Annotated in this window: 17 protein-coding genes; 12 read left to right on the top strand and 5 right to left on the bottom strand. The window is 41.5% G+C overall.

Going from position 1 to position 20,454, the window contains the following annotated elements:
* Window positions 1–2,097, bottom strand: a 2,097-nt coding sequence (locus K2Y18_07890; GenBank protein MBX9805656.1) for a calcium-binding protein, incomplete at its 3' end; no start/stop codon positions are given.
* Window positions 2,098–2,328: 231 nt separating this feature from the next.
* The gene (locus K2Y18_07885) at window positions 2,329–4,509 is read right to left on the bottom strand and encodes a calcium-binding protein (GenBank protein ID MBX9805655.1); all 2,181 of its coding nucleotides are present in this window, start codon (window positions 4,507–4,509) and stop codon (window positions 2,329–2,331) included.
* 339 nt (window positions 4,510–4,848) lie between these two features.
* On the opposite strand from K2Y18_07885, the gene K2Y18_07880 reads away from it, so the two are divergent.
* From K2Y18_07880 to K2Y18_07845, 8 genes are all read left to right on the top strand, one after another.
* On the top strand, window positions 4,849–6,144 hold the full coding sequence (locus K2Y18_07880; protein MBX9805654.1) for an NHLP bacteriocin system secretion protein: 1,296 nt from the start codon (window positions 4,849–4,851) through the stop codon (window positions 6,142–6,144).
* On the top strand, window positions 6,141–8,744 hold the full coding sequence (locus tag K2Y18_07875) for an ATP-binding cassette domain-containing protein (GenBank protein ID MBX9805653.1): 2,604 nt from the start codon (window positions 6,141–6,143) through the stop codon (window positions 8,742–8,744). The genes K2Y18_07880 and K2Y18_07875 overlap by 4 nt, the downstream gene beginning before the upstream one ends.
* Before the next feature lie 38 nt (window positions 8,745–8,782).
* A complete protein-coding gene (locus tag K2Y18_07870) occupies window positions 8,783–10,963 on the top strand; it encodes an ATP-binding cassette domain-containing protein (GenBank protein ID MBX9805652.1) in 2,181 nt (726 codons plus the stop codon).
* 230 nt (window positions 10,964–11,193) lie between these two features.
* A complete protein-coding gene (locus K2Y18_07865) occupies window positions 11,194–11,394 on the top strand; it encodes a hypothetical protein (protein MBX9805651.1) in 201 nt (66 codons plus the stop codon).
* A gap of 150 nt (window positions 11,395–11,544) precedes the next feature.
* Window positions 11,545–11,802 carry a hypothetical protein gene (locus K2Y18_07860; protein MBX9805650.1) on the top strand — a complete coding sequence of 86 codons (258 nt, stop codon included), beginning with the start codon at window positions 11,545–11,547 and terminating at the stop codon, window positions 11,800–11,802.
* A gap of 596 nt (window positions 11,803–12,398) precedes the next feature.
* On the top strand, window positions 12,399–12,581 hold the full coding sequence (locus tag K2Y18_07855) for a hypothetical protein (protein MBX9805649.1): 183 nt from the start codon (window positions 12,399–12,401) through the stop codon (window positions 12,579–12,581).
* A 299-nt stretch (window positions 12,582–12,880) separates the two neighbouring features.
* Window positions 12,881–13,087: a hypothetical protein gene (locus K2Y18_07850; protein MBX9805648.1), complete on the top strand. Its 207-nt coding sequence runs from the start codon at window positions 12,881–12,883 to the stop codon at window positions 13,085–13,087.
* 83 nt (window positions 13,088–13,170) lie between these two features.
* Window positions 13,171–13,374 carry a hypothetical protein gene (locus tag K2Y18_07845; GenBank protein MBX9805647.1) on the top strand — a complete coding sequence of 68 codons (204 nt, stop codon included), beginning with the start codon at window positions 13,171–13,173 and terminating at the stop codon, window positions 13,372–13,374.
* 101 nt (window positions 13,375–13,475) lie between these two features.
* Here the strand turns inward: K2Y18_07845 and K2Y18_07840 are convergent, their stop codons facing one another.
* Window positions 13,476–14,189: an Hsp20/alpha crystallin family protein gene (locus K2Y18_07840; GenBank protein ID MBX9805646.1), complete on the bottom strand. Its 714-nt coding sequence runs from the start codon at window positions 14,187–14,189 to the stop codon at window positions 13,476–13,478.
* Window positions 14,190–14,406: 217 nt separating this feature from the next.
* On the opposite strand from K2Y18_07840, the gene msrB reads away from it, so the two are divergent.
* Genes msrB through K2Y18_07820 form a run of 4 tightly spaced genes read left to right on the top strand, consistent with a single transcriptional unit; the run spans window position 14,407 to window position 17,746 of the window.
* Window positions 14,407–14,985 (top strand): peptide-methionine (R)-S-oxide reductase MsrB, encoded by a 579-nt coding sequence (gene msrB / locus K2Y18_07835; protein ID MBX9805645.1) that lies wholly within the window; start codon window positions 14,407–14,409, stop codon window positions 14,983–14,985.
* Window positions 14,982–15,590, top strand: a complete 609-nt coding sequence (msrA, locus tag K2Y18_07830; GenBank protein MBX9805644.1) for a peptide-methionine (S)-S-oxide reductase MsrA — start codon at window positions 14,982–14,984, stop codon at window positions 15,588–15,590. Before msrB ends, msrA begins: the two co-directional genes overlap by 4 nt.
* Window positions 15,591–15,614: 24 nt before the next feature.
* Window positions 15,615–17,060 carry an FAD-dependent oxidoreductase gene (locus K2Y18_07825; GenBank protein MBX9805643.1) on the top strand — a complete coding sequence of 482 codons (1,446 nt, stop codon included), beginning with the start codon at window positions 15,615–15,617 and terminating at the stop codon, window positions 17,058–17,060.
* Window positions 17,057–17,746, top strand: coding sequence for a TVP38/TMEM64 family protein (locus K2Y18_07820; protein MBX9805642.1), 690 nt, complete (start codon window positions 17,057–17,059; stop codon window positions 17,744–17,746). The genes K2Y18_07825 and K2Y18_07820 overlap by 4 nt, the downstream gene beginning before the upstream one ends.
* Here K2Y18_07820 and K2Y18_07815 read toward each other — a convergent pair.
* Window positions 17,708–18,355: a CDP-alcohol phosphatidyltransferase family protein gene (locus tag K2Y18_07815; GenBank protein MBX9805641.1), complete on the bottom strand. Its 648-nt coding sequence runs from the start codon at window positions 18,353–18,355 to the stop codon at window positions 17,708–17,710. The genes K2Y18_07820 and K2Y18_07815 overlap by 39 nt on opposite strands.
* 181 nt (window positions 18,356–18,536) lie before the next feature.
* Window positions 18,537–20,411, bottom strand: coding sequence for a 30S ribosomal protein S1 (rpsA, locus tag K2Y18_07810; protein ID MBX9805640.1), 1,875 nt, complete (start codon window positions 20,409–20,411; stop codon window positions 18,537–18,539).
* Window positions 20,412–20,454: the final 43 nt, after the last annotated feature.

Here is a 20,454-nt window from a genome sequence, read left to right as displayed (position 1 = left end):
ATTGGTAACGGTTGTTGTGGCGGTACTCGTTGCTCCCACATTCATGTCCTTAATGATATCGTTCCCATTGTTTCCACAAAGGGTGAACACGAACGTGTCATTGCCGAAGATAATTTGATTTGGAATTGGTGCGTTACCATCGGAGTCAGCGGAAAGTAGGGTGGCATTCATAAAGCTTGAAAGCTGTGATGGGTTGGCAATATCCCCGATAAGAGTGTCATTCCCAGATCCTCCAATTAAGGTATCATTCCCAAACTGTATTAAAGTGTTGTTAATAAGGGGGGTTGTGCCGACCCCACTTCCAGGCGTGAGGATAGCAGAGAAAGATCCTATATCTCCATAAAGAGTATCATTAGACGCTCCTCCATCTAGGGTGTCTGCCCCCATGATGAAAGTTGCATCGCGGAGATCAGATTCTGCAGAAAATTGGTGTGTTGAAGACCCAGAGTTCGTTCCACACGATAGTGAGAGACTCAATGTTCCCATATCACCATAAAGAACATCAACCCCATTCCCCCCTGATAGATTATCTGCTCCTAAGGTAAGGCTAACAGCAAATTCAGATTGTGACCCAGCGAACAAAAATGTTGGGTTAGCAGTAGTTGAATTTGTTGCTACAGCCATGTTGTAGGTAAAATCACCTATATCTCCGTAGAGAACGTCATTTCCATCTCCCCCTAGTAGGGTATCAGTCGTGACCATGGAGATCTTGGAGCCAACGTCTGCGCCAACTTCTAACCCAGTTCCACTGATTGCTCCTGAGACACCAATAATTTGCAGATTGGTTACATTCCCCCACAAGGAATCATTACCCTGTCCGCCATCAAGATAGTTTCCTCCCATATTAAAATTGGCTGTTATTTGAGCATTTGATATGCCGCTAGTAGCTGTTCCTGAGTTAGCGTAGCCCCCAACCCCTTTAATTGTTAGTGTTCCTATATCGCCAATGAGATTATCATTACCATTATCTCCATAAAGCTGGTCTATGCCCATATTGAAAAGATCGGGCTGTAGATCAGGATTAATGTCTATCAGTTGAATGAAAGCAGTCGTACTTGCGCCTGTGGAAAGGGTCTGACCTCCTTGAGCAAATATTAACTGGTTAGAGATGTCACCATATAGGGTATCATTTCCATTCCCGCCATGGAGCTCATCAGCGCCCATATTAAACGTATTGCCGATAATCTGTCCTCTGGCTTGGGCATTCCCAATACCGGTTCCACTCCCGTCGGGTATAAAGATATCTCCAGCTTGAATTTGAGTGGCATCTGATAAAACAACATTATTACCCCCCCGGTTTACTAAGATTCCATTCAAGTCTCCAGCTTTTAGGGTTAAATTGCCAATATCCCCAGAAAGGATATCATTTCCATTGTCTCCGTAGAGAAAGTCATTGCCCATGGTGAATGTATTTAAATCATCAAAACTTATTGGGCGAATAAATGCGTTGGCGGCATCAGAAGTTCCTAATGAATTACCAGATCGGACTATGAGAGTCATGGTGCCGATGTCACCGTAAAGATTGTCATTTCCATCGCCCCCATAAATATGGTCAACGCCTCCAGTGAAAGTAACCAGCTGGATACGGGCATTAGCTGATTGGTTTCCAGCATTGGAGCCAGCATTCGCTGTGCCTGCCATGCTCTCTAGGGTCATTGTCCGTACGTCGCCATAAAGACTATCATTGCCCAATCCACCGTATAATGTATCCATACCCATGGTGAGGAAAACATTTTCCAACAAGGCATCTGCGTTACCGGAGAAAAGTGCAACTGTGGTACTTCCAGCTTTTGCTCGCAAAAGAATATCTCCCACATCGCCCACAACGATGTCATTGCCAAGTCCCGCATAGACACAGTCATTTCCATAAGTTGCCGTGATATTTCCACCCGTAACAGGGGTATTAATTCCCCCCACAGCTGAAACTGTAACCGCGCTCAGATCCCCATAAATGGTGTTGTTACCGATAAGGGTAATGATCTTGTCATTCCCAAGCTTACCCTCAATGGTTGCGTTTCCGGCAAGGACCGTGATGAAATCGTCATCATCTGTGCCTTGAACGAGACTGTTTGAAAAGATTTTCAGAATATTAGCCATTTTTCTTCTCCTATTAGTTATCGAAAGTGACCAATTAAGTTCTCAATTATTCTCCTGGATTAATACTAAAATTAAAACTTAGTAAAGCATGTATCTAATATAAAATATATATTTAAAAGATGAAAAATCAATAGGTGTAAATAATAAGTTAATAATTTGACGCAATGGTCCTTTCACCTCTAAAAAAAGAGGCCCTCCTTGGGCCTCTTTCAAGTTGAAATAGATGTTGCCTCAAACGACGATGACATTTGGCGTGATGTCGAGGACACTGTGCTGATTTGCATAGTTTATGTTCTCAAAGAGCACGGAGCCTCCAGCAAAGGACATTTTGAGGTGCCCGCCACTATTGGAGAATGAGACGGCCGCGTCAACATCATGGTAATCTAGGACCGGAGCACCAACGTTTTTGACATCTGTGAATTTGAGGGTATCCATGACATTGGTAACGGTTGTTGTGGCGGTACTCGTTGCTCCCACATTCATGTCCTTAATGATATCGTTCCCATTGTTTCCACCAAGGGTGAACACGAACGTATCATTTCCGAAATTGAGTTGGTTGGGAATTGTAGGTGTCGGAGGTGTAGGAGTTAGAGGCGCATTCAAAAATGGCAATAATTGTAAGGGATTTGCAATGTCTCCAACAAGAATATCGTTACCTGATCCCCCAATAAGCGTATCATTTCCAAATTGGAGTATAGTGTTGTTAATAGCAGTTCCCGAACCTGGACCTGTACCATTGATGAGAGATATTGAAAGGGATCCAAGATCTCCATAAAGCTGATCATTGCCATTCCCTCCATCAAGGGTGTCATTACCCATAGTGAAGATTCCATCTGAAATGAAAGAGGCTACTGCAAAGTTGAGGGTTGATGCGATGGAGAAGTTATTCCCTGCTTGTAAATTGAGACTCATTGCACCCACGTCACCATAAATCACATCATTCCCACTCTCTCCTGAGAGTAAGGTATCATCTCCCATATTTAAAATGAGAGCATTGATTGGTCCAGCTCCGGATCCTGTCTCTGCTTCTGCATCAGGATCAGTATTTGAGCTGGTGATTGTTCCTGATTTTAGGCTGTATGTAAATGAACCTACATCTCCATAAAGGATATCATTTCCGCTGCCCCCTTTAAGGGTATCAATCCCCATACTGAAACTGGATCCGGTTATCGCACCTGAAAAAGGACTTCCATTTCCATCGGTTATTCCTCCATCCCCAATAAGTTCAATTGATGTCACATCCCCCCAAAGAAAATCATCTCCATTACCGCTCTCAAGGGTATCATTTCCCATAAGAAAATTTGTTACGACAACAGCTGCACTATTTAAACGGGCTGTGTTATTAATCGTCACAGTTCCTATATCACCAATCAGCTTGTCATTGCCATTGTCCCCATAAAGATGATCATCACCCATATCGAGAAGAACGGGCAGTGAAGAATTTACAAATCTGATAAATGCTATACTACTTGAAAATGATGAGGATGTATTTCCACCTTGGAGAAACAATGCAACTTTACCAACGTCTCCATAAATATTATCATCTTCATTTCCCCCATGAAGCTCATCGCTGCCCATGTTGAACGTATTACCTAAAATTTGTGATTGCGCAGAGATGCCACCATTCACTGTACCGCCAAGGGATTTTAAACTGATAATGCCAATATCTCCAAAAAGGGTATCGTTTCCGTTGTCCCCATAAAGACTATCGTTGCCCATGGTGAATACGTTTGTTAGGGGAACTGACTGCGCTCTAATAAAAGCAATTGATTGGTCGTCAGCGCCTAATGCGTCGTTACTTTGGGCCAGTAAATTCAGGCTACCAATGTCGCCATGAAGAACGTCGTTCCCACTACCTCCATAAAGATAGTCAGTAGCTCCTAGGAATGTAACACCTTGAATGCGCGAGTTAGCGGATTGGTTACCTGCAGTGGGGTTGTTAGCCGTGCCCGCAAGTGACTCAAGGTTCATTGTCCGTACATCGCCATAAAGGCTATCATCGCCCAATCCGCCGTATAAAGTATCTATGCCCATGGTGAGGGAAACATTTTCCAACAAGGCATTTGCGTTGCTGGCGATAAGTGCAGATATGGTACTTCCAGCTTTTGCTCGCAGAAGAATATTTCCCACATCGCCCACAACGATGTCATTGCCAAGTCCCGCATAGACACAGTCATTTCCATAAGTCGCCGTTATATTTCCACCCGTAACAGGGGTATTAATTCCCCCCACAGCTGAAACTGTAACCGCGCTCAGATCTCCATAAATGGTGTTGTTACCAATAAGGGTAATGATCTTGTCATTCCCAAGCTTACCCTCAATGGTTGCGTTTCCGGCAAGGACCGTGATGAAATCGTCATCATCTGTGCCTTGAACGAGACTGTTTGAAAAGATTTTCAGAATATTAGCCATTTTTCTTCTCCTATTAGCTATCGAAGGTGAGCAATTATATTCTCACTCTATCCCTTGAATGAAATACCCAAATCAGAGCCAACAATGCCTGTTTCTAATATAAAATATATATTTAAAAGATAAAAAATCAATAGGTGTAAATAATAAGTTAAATTCTTCCGCAACAATCTGGTGTTTGGTAAGAAAAACTAATCCTGCATGTCCAATGGTAACCGAAAAAGCAGTGTATTTAATTATGAATTCAATCTCTCTCTCATTCCACAGTTAACGAATAATTAGCAAACTTCTCTTACAATTTAGAAAGGATATTAGAAACCCAAGCAGTAGAGAAATGGTAAAATGACAGATTCTTCACACGAAAATTCTCATTCAAAACAACTAGTTGAATCGCAACCCATTTTTCGCGATGAGGCCTTGGCATATATATCGACTCCAAATGATGTGAATAAGCTCATCAAAGTGATTGGGTCGGGCACTTGGATTTTGATCATTGTCTTTGTTGTTGCCATGGTGATGGGTCTAGGGTGGCTATTTTGGGGAAGCATTCCGATTACGATTCAGGGTCAAGGGATTTTGATACCTAAGGAAGGTGTTTTTAAAAGCATTAACTCACCTGAGGGTTTTAATACAATTAAAGAGCTGAACGTGAAGTCAGGCCAATACGTTGAAAAGGATCAAGTGCTTGTTTTGCTTGATAATCCAGAGATTTCTAAAAACATTGAAGTTCGGTCTGCTTATATTGCTGATTTAAGAAAGAAGCAAGAAGATCTCACAAAGGAGGCCGAGATCAGCATCAAAGAAAAAAAGATTAATTATGAGAAGCAAAAGAAAATCATTGAAGACAGCGACACTTCAAAAGTTGAATTCAGAAATCATTTGGAACACAATTTACAAAAGCAAAGGGCCATGTTGGAAAAGGGCTATGCAAGCCATCAAAACGTGCTGGATGCTGAAAGCAAGCTCAATGCCTTAAGGGAAGATGCCACGAGAAATAAGGAAAAACTCGTGCAGCTTCAAAAAGAACTTATGGTTGATCAAGAGAACTGGGATCAAAAAGAGCGGGAGATCGCTTTGAAGCTTGGAGATGAAGAACGGGGTCTTAATGATTTGAAGACACGCCAAGAGACAACAAAGACAATTAGAAGCCCTATAACAGGGAGGGTTACCGGGATCTACCATAAGGTTAGAGATAATGTACCAGCCAATGAGCCATTGTTGACCGTCAGTCAAGGTGATGAAGATCAGCTTGAAGCGTTGATTTACCTAAATCCGCTTGAAGGAAAAGAGGTTAAGGTTGGCATGAAAGTCTATATGATTCCAACTCACCTTGAAAAAGAGAATGTTGGTTATGTTCAAGGAGAAGTGATGGATGTATCGCCTTATCCAGAAACTGTTCGAAGCTTGATGTCGACATTGCAAAATGAGGAGTTGGTTAAAAAATTCACAGAAGCAAGTCCTCCGATCAGTGCCCGTGTTAAAATTACAAAGGATCCAACAAAGGCCTCTAAAGCAACGATTGAGCAATTTAAACTAACCCCTGGAACATGGATTTACGGCCGTGTGATTGTGGAGCGCCGTTCCCCATTTGAAATTATCATTCCAGAGATCAAAAAAACTATTGAGATGACGTCATGAAACAATGGAAGCTATCGTCAGCAAAGTCATTTAAGAGTTCCTGGAAGTCTCTTTCTAAAAGGGTGAAGAAGAAGTTTATTCTAGGGCTTATTAATTTACCATCGTTCTTTGGGAAAGAGAAAAAGAAGGCTGTTAAATTTCTGAGGCCTTACTTTTCATTCCAATTTAAAGTGATGAAGAAAGTTGGCAAAAAACTAAAACCTTGTGGTGCTTTTCTTATAAAGCAAAAAAGGAAAGTGGCCAGAGGCTTGCGACCCTTTAATTCTCTCATAGGGAAATGGAATAAGAAGCTTCACAAGCGCATGAAACCGTATCTAACGGTCATCACTACCTTCCTCCATAAAAGAACACCTAAGATATACAATGGGTTAGTAAAGACGAAGGAGAAACTGCAACAAAATTGGTCAGATCTTGTCCTTTACATCAGAGCCTTAAGGTCACATAAGATACATCGCACCCCGACGTTTCTACAGATGGAAGCAACTGAGTGTGGATCTATTTGTTTTTCCATTATTTTGGCTTATTATCGTCATGAATTAACAGCGGAGGAGGCCCGTATCGCTTGTGGCGTCTCTCGCGACGGAAGTAAGGCGAGCCATATCGTACGCGCAGCCCGCCAATACAACATGACGGCAAAAGGGTATAGCGTCCATAATATTGACGACTTAGAAAATTGCACGCTTCCAGCGGTTATCCACTGGAATTTTGACCATTTCGTCGTTTTTGAAGGGCGTGAGGGAAATTATTTCTATATTAACGACCCAGCGACGGGGCGCAGGCGCGTTACGTACGATGAGTTTAATCGCAATTTTACAGGTATTATTCTTGTCCTCTCGCCGGCCAAGGGGTTCACCACAAAGTCACAACCCAATGCTTTGGCAAAGTTTCTTGTTGCCTCCCTTGAGAATGGGTTTAGTGGGATTGTTGCAGCTTGCCTTTTGAGCATTTTGCAGGTCCTACCGAGTCTCGTTCTTGCTTTTTCGAGCAAAGTATTCATCGACTATATTCTTGTGAAAAATCTGGCCTATTGGCTTATTCCCATGACTATAATTTTGGTTGGATGTGTTGCATTGCAATCGTTTATTATGGCGTTGCACCAACGGTTGCTGGTGCGCCTTAGCATCCACTTTAAATTAAGTCTTGAGAGTCTCGTTGTTCATAAGCTTTTTTACCTGCCGCTTCGGTTCTTTGACCAAAGGTTCAGCGGTGACATTTTGTCCCGTCTTTCCTCAGCGGAAGAATTGTCAAACCTTTTGTCTCTCGAGATTATGGGAGCCTTATCAAATATATTTGGCATAATGGTTTTTACGATTGTTTTAAGTTTACTATCACCAGCCATGTTCTTGATTATGCTCATTTTCATTGCTTTGAGGATCCTGGTCTTTTACTTCAGCCGCAATAGCATTCGAGAAACAAACATCGAGTATCAGCAACAATTTGGTAAAGTTTCAGGCGTTGCAATGAATGGCCTTGAGATGATTGATACCTTAAAGGCCAATAATTTAGAACGTGTGTTCTTTAAAAATTGGGCAGCAAACCATGATGCGCTTTTAAATAACCATCAAAAAGTAGCCTTCGTAGATCAACGGACAAGTATATGGATGATGGGATTTGCGACGCTGATGACCGTGGGTTTGCTTTTCCGCGGTACCTATCTGATTATGGGGGAGGAGATCACCATTGGTACGCTTATGGCCTTTATCATCTTAGCGAACTATTTGGACGGTCCTGTTATGACTCTCTTGGATTTCTCGAGTAAAATTGAGAAGATCAAGGCTTCGATCAATCGCTTCAATGATATTTTAGGCCACGAGACATGGGAAGAAATGACCACGGCCACGCGTAAGGTTTCTACGCCTCAAATCGACTTGCCGGCTTTAAAGAAGGAAATTGTTCTGAAAGATGTCACTTTTGGCTATGCGCCTTTGGATGCGCCTATTTTCAATAAGTTAAGCTTGGTGATTCCCCGTGGAAAGACTGTTGCCTTTGTTGGGGTTAGTGGGTCTGGTAAATCAACAATTTCAAAGATTATTTGTGGCTTATACCCTATTACATCCGGAGAAATACTTTGGGATGGCAACCCCATCCAAGAAGTAAATGTTGAACACAGAAACAAGAGAATCTCTCTTGTTGACCAAGATATCTACCTATTTGATGGCACGATTCGTGACAATCTGACGTCTTGGAATAAGAATGTTGAGGATGACGTGCTCGTCGAGTCTCTTAGACTTGTCGGTTTATATGATGAGTTGTTGCCACGGGGGCTGTTATACTGCCCCGTTGGAGAAAATGGGGCGACATTGAGTGGTGGACAACGTCAACGCTTAGAGATTGCCCGAACAATTCTTCGAAAGACGGATGTGTTAATTCTCGATGAAGCGACAAGTTCCCTGGATATACCAAATGAATCACATATCTTTGAATCGTTGAGTAAGCTGGATATTACGACCGTGATCATTGCCCATAGACTTTCAACAATTCAAAATTCGGATATGGTCTATGTGATTGACAATGGAACTTTAAGCCAAAGTGGGACACCCAAGCAGCTTGCTAAGAAGCGAGGCATATTTAAGGACCTTATGGAACTAGAGACAGAATGAGACAGGCGAAATAATTATTGATATTAAGAGGTTGTGTTATGAAAGATCAACAAGGCTTTCCATTTAGTGACCCGTTGTTTAAGGCGGCGCCCAAATTAAAGGAAGCCATGTTTCCAAACTTAGGTGCCTTTAGTTATGAGGAAGCCCTCTTGGCTTGTTTTGAAGCACTTGCTTATATGAATAATATTCACGCAAAGCCGTCTTTGGACCCGTTTGCCAGAACCATTGAGGAGGCCATTAATAGAATAGCGGATACCTGTGGCTTCATGACGAGAGAAGTGAACGTTCATAACCTTAATTTATCGGCGGAATCTAACCCTCTTCTTGTTTTCACGGCTGGAACATCCATGCCAGGGCTAATTTATTATAAAGATGAACTCCCCTACATTTATGAACCAGAGTCTGGAAAGCATGACCCACTTGATGCCGAACGGATGAAACATTTGGACGTAATGGGCTTTGCCCTCTACAAAAAATGGCCTCAAGAGTCCAAAACAATCATCAGCATGGCAAAAATGGCTGTTAAGGAAACCCGGGCTGAGTGGAAGCGATTTATCCTTTTACAACTGGCTATTGGGCTATTGATGCTATTACAGCCGTACCTATCTGGTGTTATATTCGATGATGTCGTTAAATTACGTCAATATAGCTTGATTGATCAAGTCTTTATGGGCCTTCTTGCGGCAGCTATCGGGGGTATGGCCTTTAAAGTTGTGCAAAATTTTACAATGATCCGGTTTCAAGTGAAGAGCAGTGCCTTTCTTGAATCAGCTTTGTGGAACCGTGTGCTATCATTTCCTTTAAACTTCTTTAAGATTTTCAGATTAGGGGATCTGCATGATCGACTGGTGGCGGTTGATCAGGTTCAAAAAGAACTAACCACATCTTCAATGAATGCCCTCTCTCAAGGTGTTTTTTCAGTCGTTATATTGGGTTTCATAACATATTACATGCCAATGCTGGGACTTATTGTATTTCTTGCGACTCTCGCTTTTGGAGCTGTGAGCGTATACCTGATCCGTCGGATGATTAACCACCATAGATCTATTACTCAGACGAATGCCAAGTTGCTGAGCTTCCTCTTTGAAGCTATACGAAGTGTTGTCAAAATTAAAACATCGAATGCCCAAAAGCGTGTCTTTCAGAAGTGGTTAAATATGGAGTTTAGCAAAACAAACCACTTTTTAGGGGCACAATATATCTTGGTAATTTATCATATATTAGAATTTATATTCCCTCTCTTTATTATGGTGTCTATATACTTTCTGATGATTGGGAACACGCCTTTGGCTCCCCTTAAGCCTGCGTTAAGTATTGGTAAGTTTATTGCCCTTCAGATGGCAGTTGGTCAATACTTTGGTTCTCTTATGGGGATGCTTGGGGTTATAGATCGTCTCCTCCATTTAATTCCGCATTTAGAACGGGTTAGGCCAATTCTACTTGAAAGAGGAGAACAAGATGGACCAAAGAAGATCCAGACGCTCCTGACAGGCAAAATTACCTTTCAAAACGTGAGCTTCCATTATGATGCTTCAGGGCCACTCACCCTTGATAATGTGAGCTTTACGATTAATCCTGGGGAGTGGGTGGCGATTGTGGGCCCTTCAGGGGCTGGAAAGTCGACCCTCATCAAGCTGATGCTTGGCCTTGAAAAGTGTAACAAGGGAACAATCTTAATAGACGATATTCCCATTCAAAACCTTGATATGCCGACAACTCGAAGCCAAATTGCGACGGTCTTGCAGCATACGCAACTCTTGCCGGGAAGTATCTATGATAACTTGCGTGCTTCCAATCCCAATATAACAGAGCAGGAAATGGAGTCCCTTTTAAAGCTTGTTGCCATTCATGATGATGTTGTCAATATGCCGATGGGCTTGCACACCATTATTATGGGGGATGGGCGCACTTTCTCTATGGGCCAACGTCAACGCTTGGTGCTGGCTCGGTGTTTAGCAAAACCAATATCGCTGATCCTGCTAGATGAGGCAACCAGTGCCCTTGATAACTTTAGCCAGGATATCATCCTAACTACCTTAAAGAAGCTTCCGATCACAAGGATCACGGTTGCCCACCGGTCATCTACAATTAGAAGTGCGGATCGACTGATCGTTTTGGAGAAGGGAAAAATCGTAGAGCATGCTCAAAATCCAGCAACTTACCAATTAGAGCAAGGACAGGATGTTAGACTATTTCCTTCAGAGTATCCAAAAGGATAGAGATATAGCAGTTTAAGTATAGAATTCCCTTCGTCATTTATATCTAATAAAAATTTAACTAAATTATGTTGCAGGCAAACAAAGGGTTTGAATAGAATTATGTCAATATTTAAAAAAAATTTGAGACAACTTGTTGACTATTTGTTTTAGCGTCCTATCTTACCAATTGTAAGCGCGAATGAAAATGGTTTTTGTTCGTTGGGATTAAATAGCAATAAATGGAGGAAACGATGTTGGAATTAAATGAAACAATGCTTGAAGCAGTATCTGGTGGTTGGGGTTCACGTACAACCAAAAAGGGAAAAATTGAAATTAAAAATTCAAACAAGTCAACTGTAGAAATTGAAAAAAACAAACTCTTTGGTCTAAATAACTCAATAGACGTTCTTGTTGCTCAGAGCATCGACATGGGAAATACATCAGTATTTTAAATAATAAAAAAGCACAAATAGCTTCCCAGGCATGATTACTTATGTCTGGGAAGTCTGTCTCCCAAATAAGCAAAATATAAAAAAGCACAAAAAACAAATGTGAATAAGCAAACTTTATGAACAAAACTTAATAATTGCAGGAGGATTATCATGAAAACAAATTTATATACAGAATTAAGTGAAAAGCAGATGGAAAGTGTTGTTGGAGGTGGGTTCCATACATATAATAACTCACCAGGTTACGGTGGAGGAGGTGGATCTACAACAGTAGCCTCTACACCAACTCGTGTAAATAACTTTTATGGGCCTACTTATATTACAAATAACAATATTAGTATTATTAATATATCAAATAATACAATTTACGGATCTATTGACATTGGGGTGTTCCAGAGTATCGAAATGTAATTTCTGATTGCTCATTGTAATTCATCCTGATGCGTAGGTGTTGTTTAGCCGTAATTTGAAAGGCTTTTCAAGCTCTCGTGATGCCGATTTGGATCAAGGATTAGGGGTTCAAATCGGCATGCATCCTCATATGGTGATAAAAAATATAAATTTAATGGAGTGTGTTATGGTAGAAATAAATGAAATGGATCTAGAAGCGATTTCGGGCGGTTGGAGCTCAAATTTCTTAAAAAAGTATAAAGTGGTTATATCTAACAGTAACATGTCGAATATTGTCATTAAAGACAATCATTAAGGACTGTGCGTATATTGTTATCTGATATAAGAAAAATACTCAATAAAAATTTTGAATCTTTCATACGATAAAGACTTTAAAAATTTTTACTTAAAGTATTATTGTAAAAAGATAATCCTTAAGGCTACGCCAGGTCGTGTCAAACAAATTGACTAATAATAAGAGTTGTTGTTAGTTAATATATAATTAACCAAATATTAACAAAGTATTTACTTTTGTAATGGGAATCCTATATTGTAATATGTAAACGTAAGTCTGTAAATAAATTACGTTATCCATTTATCAGATATAGGAGGTTTTCATGCTTAATATAAATATGATTGAACTTGATGATGAAGTCCTTGAGACTGTCATAGGTGGTGGTAGAAGTCGGAGTGTTTCTGTGAGTATTGTTAACTGCAATATAAGTAATGTTGTTAAGCAGGGCAATACAGGTTGTGGTGTCATTACGGTTTCCGTCACGCAGACTTTGCCTAGCTCATGAAGTTAGGTAGGGGGCTTGCCTTGTATAAGGGATATAGCCGTATTGTTACATTGGGCTCTGACTTTCTCTTTATAAATCCGTTTTCTTAGACAAAACGGCAATATACCTCTTTAAATTCTCCTTCCAATATAACGTAAAAACATCAATAGACGTCTTTTGCGTATATATAAATATTAAATAATAAAAAAATTTAATTTAAGTTCTTGACTATTTCAATTATCGTCCTATTTTACCAATCGTAAGTGTGAGTAAAATGGTTTTATTCACAAGTCATAAATAGAAAATATATGGAGGAACCGATGTTAGAACTTAATGATATGATTCTTGAAGAAATTTCAGGTGGATTCTTTGGCGGCACCAACAAGAAATATACAGCTAAAATTGATATTAGTAACAAGAACTATTCAAAAGTAGAAGTAGAGCGCAATAAATTAATAGGTGGAGGCAATTCAATTGACGTTTTAGTAGCTCAAAGTATCACAATGGGAAATACATCAGCCTTTTAAATGATATGGTTTGTGCAGAAAATCCCAGGTGCTCTGAGAAGAGCCCTGGGAACTTTCCGTACATAAAATAAAGGAGGGAATAAATGTTAGAACTAGCAAATGAATTAAGTCATGAAGATATGACGACCGTATCTGGTGGCACTTCCGTTACATTTAACATTAATGTAAAGCCAGTAACAGTCTTGAAACTATACGGACCACGGTTGAATATGAATGTGGGTGTTGTTGTCGTAGCAGGAAACTTAGCACCTTCAGCTGCGAGCTTGATACAAGGTATAACGACATAAGTTAAAAGGTCAATTCACCAAGCTAAGATGGAACTATATCCAATGATATTTAGAATTCGAAGTCCCATCCTGAACAGATATTCAGGATGGGATTTTAATCATTAGCCAATTTTTACTTTACGAGCTGTTGATTTTCTTTCGGACTGAGCTTCCTTTGCAATGCGGATTTTCAAAACACCATTTTCCAATGATGTATTGATTGCTTTGCTTGGGCTTATATCAAAAGGTACAGCAATCGCGCGTGAAATGCATCCACGAGCAACTTCTGAGTATGCTAAAGTTGATGCTTCATGACATTCTTTACGAACACCATTAATATGAATTGTGTTCCCAGACAATGAAATATCAAGATCTTGGATTTCAATTCCTGGTACATCTACAGCAACAACGTACTCTTGATTGTTTTCAGACAATTCTGTTGCAAATGAATGTGATAGACCAGCCAAACCTTGGTTTAGACCTTGAAGAGCAGGTGTTAAGCCAAGAAGAGCTGCTGGATTCATTCCATGAAGAGGGGCACTTACTGGAGCAAAAGAAGGACCAGAAATTTGACCCTGGCTTGGAACGAAAGCTACTGTTGAGCAATTTGGCAAAATGTTTTGTGAAATTTCACCAAGAGCAGTTCCACAAGAAAATCCAGCTGCTGGAGCTATAAGAAATGCTGAATTTTGTGGGTTGTGAGAAAGATTTTGTCCAAGGATTGAATTTGGGTTCCAACCAGGAATGCCAAAGCTTCCAACATGATTTAATCTATTTGAACCCCAACCAGAGTTATGTGATTGTAGGGGAATAAATGTTCCGATTTGCGTTGTCATTATCTTTTCCTTTCAAAAGTTTTGTCAAATTATTATTAACTTTGACATTGGTTATATGGCTAACTTTCTGTTCGCCATGACTTTCACTTACAATATTTAAGAATACATACAAAAACTTAATAAAAACCTAATGTCCGAAGGATTATATTCTTTATCATAATTTAACTTTAGTGTGATAATGTAATCTTGTTGTGTCATTGAGAAACGAGGTTTGAGGATGGTCGCAAAACTCATAATATATCTTGTAATTTTAACTGGGTTGTTCACCATGGGGATGTGCTCAGATGTTAATAATATGACGATCAGGAAAGACGTAGATATGACGATAGATTATATGAATAAGCCGGATGAATTTTGGAAAAAGCATCTGAAACCCGAAGTGTATAATATATGTCGTCAAAAGGGTACGGAGGCCCCACGATCTGGTAAATATGACCATTTCTTTGAAAAGGGGACGTATACTTGCGCATGCTGTGGGGGTGACCATCCCCTTTATAGTTCAGAGACTAAGTTTGATTCTGGCACTGGCTGGCCAAGCTTTTGGGCGCCCATCACCCCCACGAGTGTTATAGAAAAAGAGGATCGAGGGGGTCTTACGGGTTGGGCTTGGCCACGAACAGAGGTTGTTTGTTCACGCTGTGGAGGACATTTGGGCCATGTATTTGATGATGGCCCCAAAGAACATACAGGAAAGCGATATTGTATGAACTCTGTTGCTTTAACATTTGTTCCGGATGGTAAAGCACCTGTTCATAAGCTTGAGGAGGATTCTGAGGAAGTGAAACCTAAGTCATGAAGAATACCCTCCTAGCCTTCATCTTCATGTTATTATGCAGTGAAAATCATTTATGTTCAGCTCAGGAGGGGACCTTGATACCAACTACGCGTCAGGAAGCCATTTTTGCCATGGGTTGCTTTTGGTGTGGGGCTGCTGCATTTGCCGATCATGATACAAATGTGCCTTTGCAAGGAATTTTAGAGATAAAATCAGGCTACACGGGGGGAATATCAACTAATCCCACCTATGCCTCCCATGAGGGCCACCAGGAGGCTGTAAAAGTGGTTTATGACCCTACTAAAGTCACTTATGCCCAATTACTCAATATCTTTTGGCATAATGTGGACCCATTTGACCCTAATGGGCAATTTTGTGATAAAGGAGCCCCTTATACCTCTGCTATATATTATCAGGATGAAGACCAAAAGAAACAGGCTTTCGAGAGCAAAGGGGCTGTTGAAAAACGGATTGGAAAGGCTGTCGTTACGGAAATCAAGCCTGCGTCAGCATTTTTTGATGCTGAAGCGTATCATCAAGACTATAAAAAGAAGAATCCTGTACGTTACAACGTGTACCGTTGGAATTGTGGGCGGGACAAAAGATTAAACGAGATTTGGAGATAAAGGTTTCATGGGTATGAAGAGCAAATGGCACGCAAATTAGTAAAAAAGGAACGAAAAGCTGATTTTTGTGTGATCGGCGCGGGCTCAGGAGGGTTATCCTTTGCGGCTGCGGCTGTTCAAATGGGTGCCTCTGTGATTCTGGTGGAACGGGGTGTTATGGGGGGAGATTGCCTTAATTATGGGTGTATACCTTCAAAAGCGCTAATTGCTGCCTCTAAATTCGCCCATGAATTCAAACGATGCGAAGATTTTGGGTGGTCGTTAAAATCCCCTAAAGCTGACTTTAAGCAAGTCCATAGGCATGTTCATAAGGTTATTTCAGCAATAGCGCCCCATGATTCTGTTGAGCGATTTGAAAAGCTTGGGGTTAAAGTTATCCAAGGTGAGGCTGTTTTTCGTGACAAAGCCACCCTTGAATCGCCAAGTCATATTATACATGCCAAGAGATATATCCTTGCAACGGGGAGCAGGCCTTTTATTCCGCCAATAGAGGGACTTCAACAAGTACCGTTTTATACTAATGAATCAATCTTCGATCTTCAAGTATTACCTGACCATCTTGTTGTCATAGGGGGAGGGCCCATTGGCGTTGAGATGGCACAGGCTTTCCGCCGATTGGGCAGTCAGGTAACCATTCTTGAGGCATTTACTGCCTTGCCTAAGGATGATCCAGAGCTTACTACTACCCTGATAGAGATTTTGCGAGCAGAGGATATTGTCCTCAAAGAACACATCAAAATACTGAAAATTCAGTCAAAGGGCCAGGCAACGAATGTGTCCTATGTCGACACTGATCAAACAATTCAGACCCTTAAATGTTCCCATCTCCTTATTGCGACAGGGCGTCAGGCCAATGTTGACTCCCTGAATCTTGAATCCGCTGGGATTGAGTACTCTCAAAAGGGAATTATTGTTGATGAGTACCTGAAAACAACTAACCCAAAAGTCTATGCGATTGGCGATTGTACAGGGGGTTATCAGTTTACACACGTCGCGGGATACCATGCAGGGTTAGCCATTCGTAACAGTATATTTGGCCTTAAGGCAAAGGTTCAAGCACATGCCATCCCTTGGGTCACCTATACGGATCCTGAACTTGCTCATGTTGGCGCAACAGAAGCTCAGCTTCTGCAGGCGGGTGTTGCTCATAAGGTTTTGAGGTTTCCCTTCGAGAAGAATGATCGAGCACAAACAGAACGCAAGACGGTAGGGAAAATTAAAGTGTTGATATCCCCCAAAGGGTATGTTTTAGGGGCAAGCATCTTGGGCGCTCAGGCGGGAGAGTTGATTCTCCCTTGGGTTATGGCTATTCAAAATCGATTTAAAATCTCTGCTCTTGCAAATGTCATTGCGCCTTATCCCACCTTCAGCGAGGTGAGTAAAAGAGTTTCGGGAATTTATTATGCTGAGAAACTCTTTAGCCCCCTGATGCAAAAAATCGTGAAGGGCATCATGAGATTAAAAAAATGAAGAAGATAAAGAGATATCTGCCTCTTCTCATTATCGTAGGATGTGCCCTTGTTGTCTGGGCATTTGGGCTTCATCAATATTTGAGCCTAGAGCAGCTTCGACTCCACCATCTTGAGCTCAATGCCTATATTTCTCTTTATCCCATAAGGGCTCTTGCTCTTTATATGGGAATTTATATTGCCGTTGTCGGGCTTTCCATTCCCGGGGCTACCTTAATGACACTTTGTGGGGGATATTTATTCGGACAGATTTTGGGCACAGCGTTGGTTGTGATATCGGCAACAATCGGGGCAACTATTTTGTTCGTCAGTGCAAAGATGGCTTCTCAAGATTTGCTTCTTAAGAGAGCTGGACTGTGGTTAAAGAAAATGAAGGCGGGGTTTCAAAAAGATGCCTTTTACTATTTGTTAACGTTGCGACTGATCCCCATTTTTCCATTTGTGGCCATTAACCTCGTTGCTGCTTTTTTTCAAATGAAGCTGAAAGAATTCGTGATCGCAACTTTCTTTGGGATTATACCGGGATCGTTCATTTATGTATCCATTGGGAATGCGTTGAAAGAAGTCATTTCAACCTCTCAATTGACGCCACAAATTGTTATTCAGCCGAAGGTACTGTTAGCTCTAGGCGGGCTCGGGGTTTTGTCTTTACTGCCGATTCTTTATAAGAGGCTCAGCAAGCGGTAAGTGAATCTCTTCAAAATCAACCCAGGATCGATAAAGACGTCCAAAGGTTGTAATCCAGCACAATCCACCATAGATGATGCAAGCCCACTCAAAGGTTTCAGGGATAAGGCATATCAACAACAGGACAGTGGTGGTCTCCGTACCTTCACAAAGGCCACCTAAGTGATAAAATGACTTTATGCCGCGTTTGGTTGAATGAACCTGTCTCTTTGCAGCAATGATAGCGTAGGTTAGAAACGTTGTTATAGGACCAATAAAACTAAATATAAGATAGGTTGCATAAAACAGGCTCTCAGGGGCGCTTATACCAAAAGCAAAGACGATACCGGAATAAATGATAAAGTCACAAACGATGTCCAATACACCTCCAAAATCACTGGGTGCGGTGATTCGGGCAATGGCCCCGTCCAAGCCATCAAGGAGTCGATTGAGAGCAATCAAACATGCTGCAATTGTGTACTGATGTTGCACAATGGCTCCCATAGCCAAGAGACCGAAGCCAAAGCCAAGGAGCGTCATCGTGTTGGGAGCGATGCCAAGTTCTGCAAGGTATTTGCCAGCAGTCTTCATATGGGGATCGATGAGTTTTCTAAGGTACGGGTCGAGCATAATCATCTCCTACAATTAGGTATAGTCACGATCAGTTTAGCAAATAGAGTGAAAATAGATAGGAGGGATTGAAATACATATATAAATTTGCATTTTAACCTCTCGCGTGACCCTTGACCACCCTTGTGGGGTATACTTGGGCTTGGCGAGAGGTAAAATACATTAAGAGTTAAGCATACCCTTATTTTTTAGGAGCAGCCTTTTTTGCGGCAGGCTTTTTCTCTGCAGGAGCTTTCTTTGCTGCTGCTTTTTCTTTGGGGGCTTCATCGTTTGATGGTGCTTTTGCCGCCTTTTTAGGAGCTGCTTCAGCCTTCTTAGGAGCTGAGTCAGCCTCTTTGGCTTTTGCTTTTGCTTTGCTCATTGCCGCGCCCAAGATGTCTCCGAGACTTGCACCGCTATCAGAAGAGCCAAACTCAGACATGACTTGCTTTTCTTCGTCAATTTCTCTGGCTTTAATGGACATAATAACCTTGCGTGTTGCGCGATCAATGGAGGCTATTTTAGCATCAACTTTCTCACCGACAGCAAATCGATCTGGACGTTGCCAGTCGCGATCACGGGACAAGTCAGCTTTTCGGATTGAGCCAACAAGGCCACCTTCGAGATCAACTTCAATTCCCTTGTCAAGAACGGCTGAAATGGTGCCCGTTACGATATCCCCTTTTTTGAGCCCTGTCGAGCTTGTGGCAAAGGAATCCTTCTCAAGTTGTTTCACGCCAAGGCTGATACGCTCTTTTTCCGCATCAATATCAAGAACCTTTACCTTGATCATTTGACCTTTCTTGTATTCAGATAAGGCTTCTTCGCCAGATTTAGACCAAGACAAATCGGTTAAGTGAACCATGCCGTCGAGATCATGGGCGACACCAACGAATAAACCAAATTCCGTAATATTCTTAACTTCACCTTCTAAGATGTCCCCGATTGGATGTGTATCTTTGAATTTCTGCCATGGATTTTCTTGGCATTGTTTCAAACCAAGGCTAATACGGCGTTTATTCATATCTACATCCAAGACTTGGACTTCAACTTCTTGGCTTGTTGAAAGAATCTTGCCTGGATGAATATTCTTCTTTGTCCAGCTCATTTCTGTTACGTAAATAAGTCCTTCAACAGCGGGTTCTAGTTCAATGAATGCCCCATAGTCAGTTACATTTGTAACAATACCCTTGCGGCGGCCGCCGATGACGTAGCGTTCTTCAACACCCTTCCATGGATCTTCTTCCAGCTGCTTCATACCCAACGAAATGCGTTGATTTTCCTTGTTAAAGCGAATGACTTGAACTTGAATGTTCTCGCCAACCTTTAAAATGTCGCTTGGGTGATTAATACGACGCCAGGATATGTCTGTTACGTGAAGTAAGCCATCAACGCCCCCGAGATCGATAAAGGCACCATAGTCCGTAATATTCTTCACAGCTCCTGTTAGGATCTGACCTTCGGATAAGTTTGAAACCAACTCAGTGCGGGCTTCAGCTCTTGTTTCCTCAAGCACAGAACGGCGAGAAACAACGATGTTGCTGCGCGCCTTATCCATTTTTAAAAGTTTGAACGGTTGAACGATATTCATCAAGGGCGTGATATCGCGAATGGGTCGGATATCAACTTGGCTGCCAGGCAAGAAGGCAACAGCGCCATCCAAATCAACAGCGAAACCTCCCTTAACCTTTCCAAAGATAACACCATTTACAAGAATACCATCTTGGTAGGATTTATCGAGTTCACCCCAAACTGCTTCACGACGCGCTTTCTCAACGCTTAAGAGGGCTTCCCCATTTTTGTCTTCCATGCGTTCAACATACACATCAACAGTGTCTCCAATGCGAAGCTCCACGGTCCGGCCATGGCCTGTGAATTCCTTCATGGGCACGCGACCTTCGGACTTTAAACCGACGTCAATAATAGCAATGTCATTGTGAATTCCAACAATAAGGCCCTTTACAACGCTTCCCTCAAAGCTCGTCTTGCCTGATAAGGAATCTTCAAGGAGGGTTGCAAAATCTTCGGTAGAGGAGGGGATGTTTGATGTGTTGTCTTTGGATGATGTTTTTGTCATGTTAATGGTTAAATCCTTAAAAAAACAGTTAGAGGTTAATATG

The organism is Alphaproteobacteria bacterium, assembly GCA_019746225.1.
Taxonomy (GTDB): domain Bacteria; phylum Pseudomonadota; class Alphaproteobacteria; order Paracaedibacterales; family VGCI01; genus VGCI01.
Note: the sequence above shows the minus strand (reverse complement) of the source record. Positions and strands in the feature narration are given on the sequence as shown.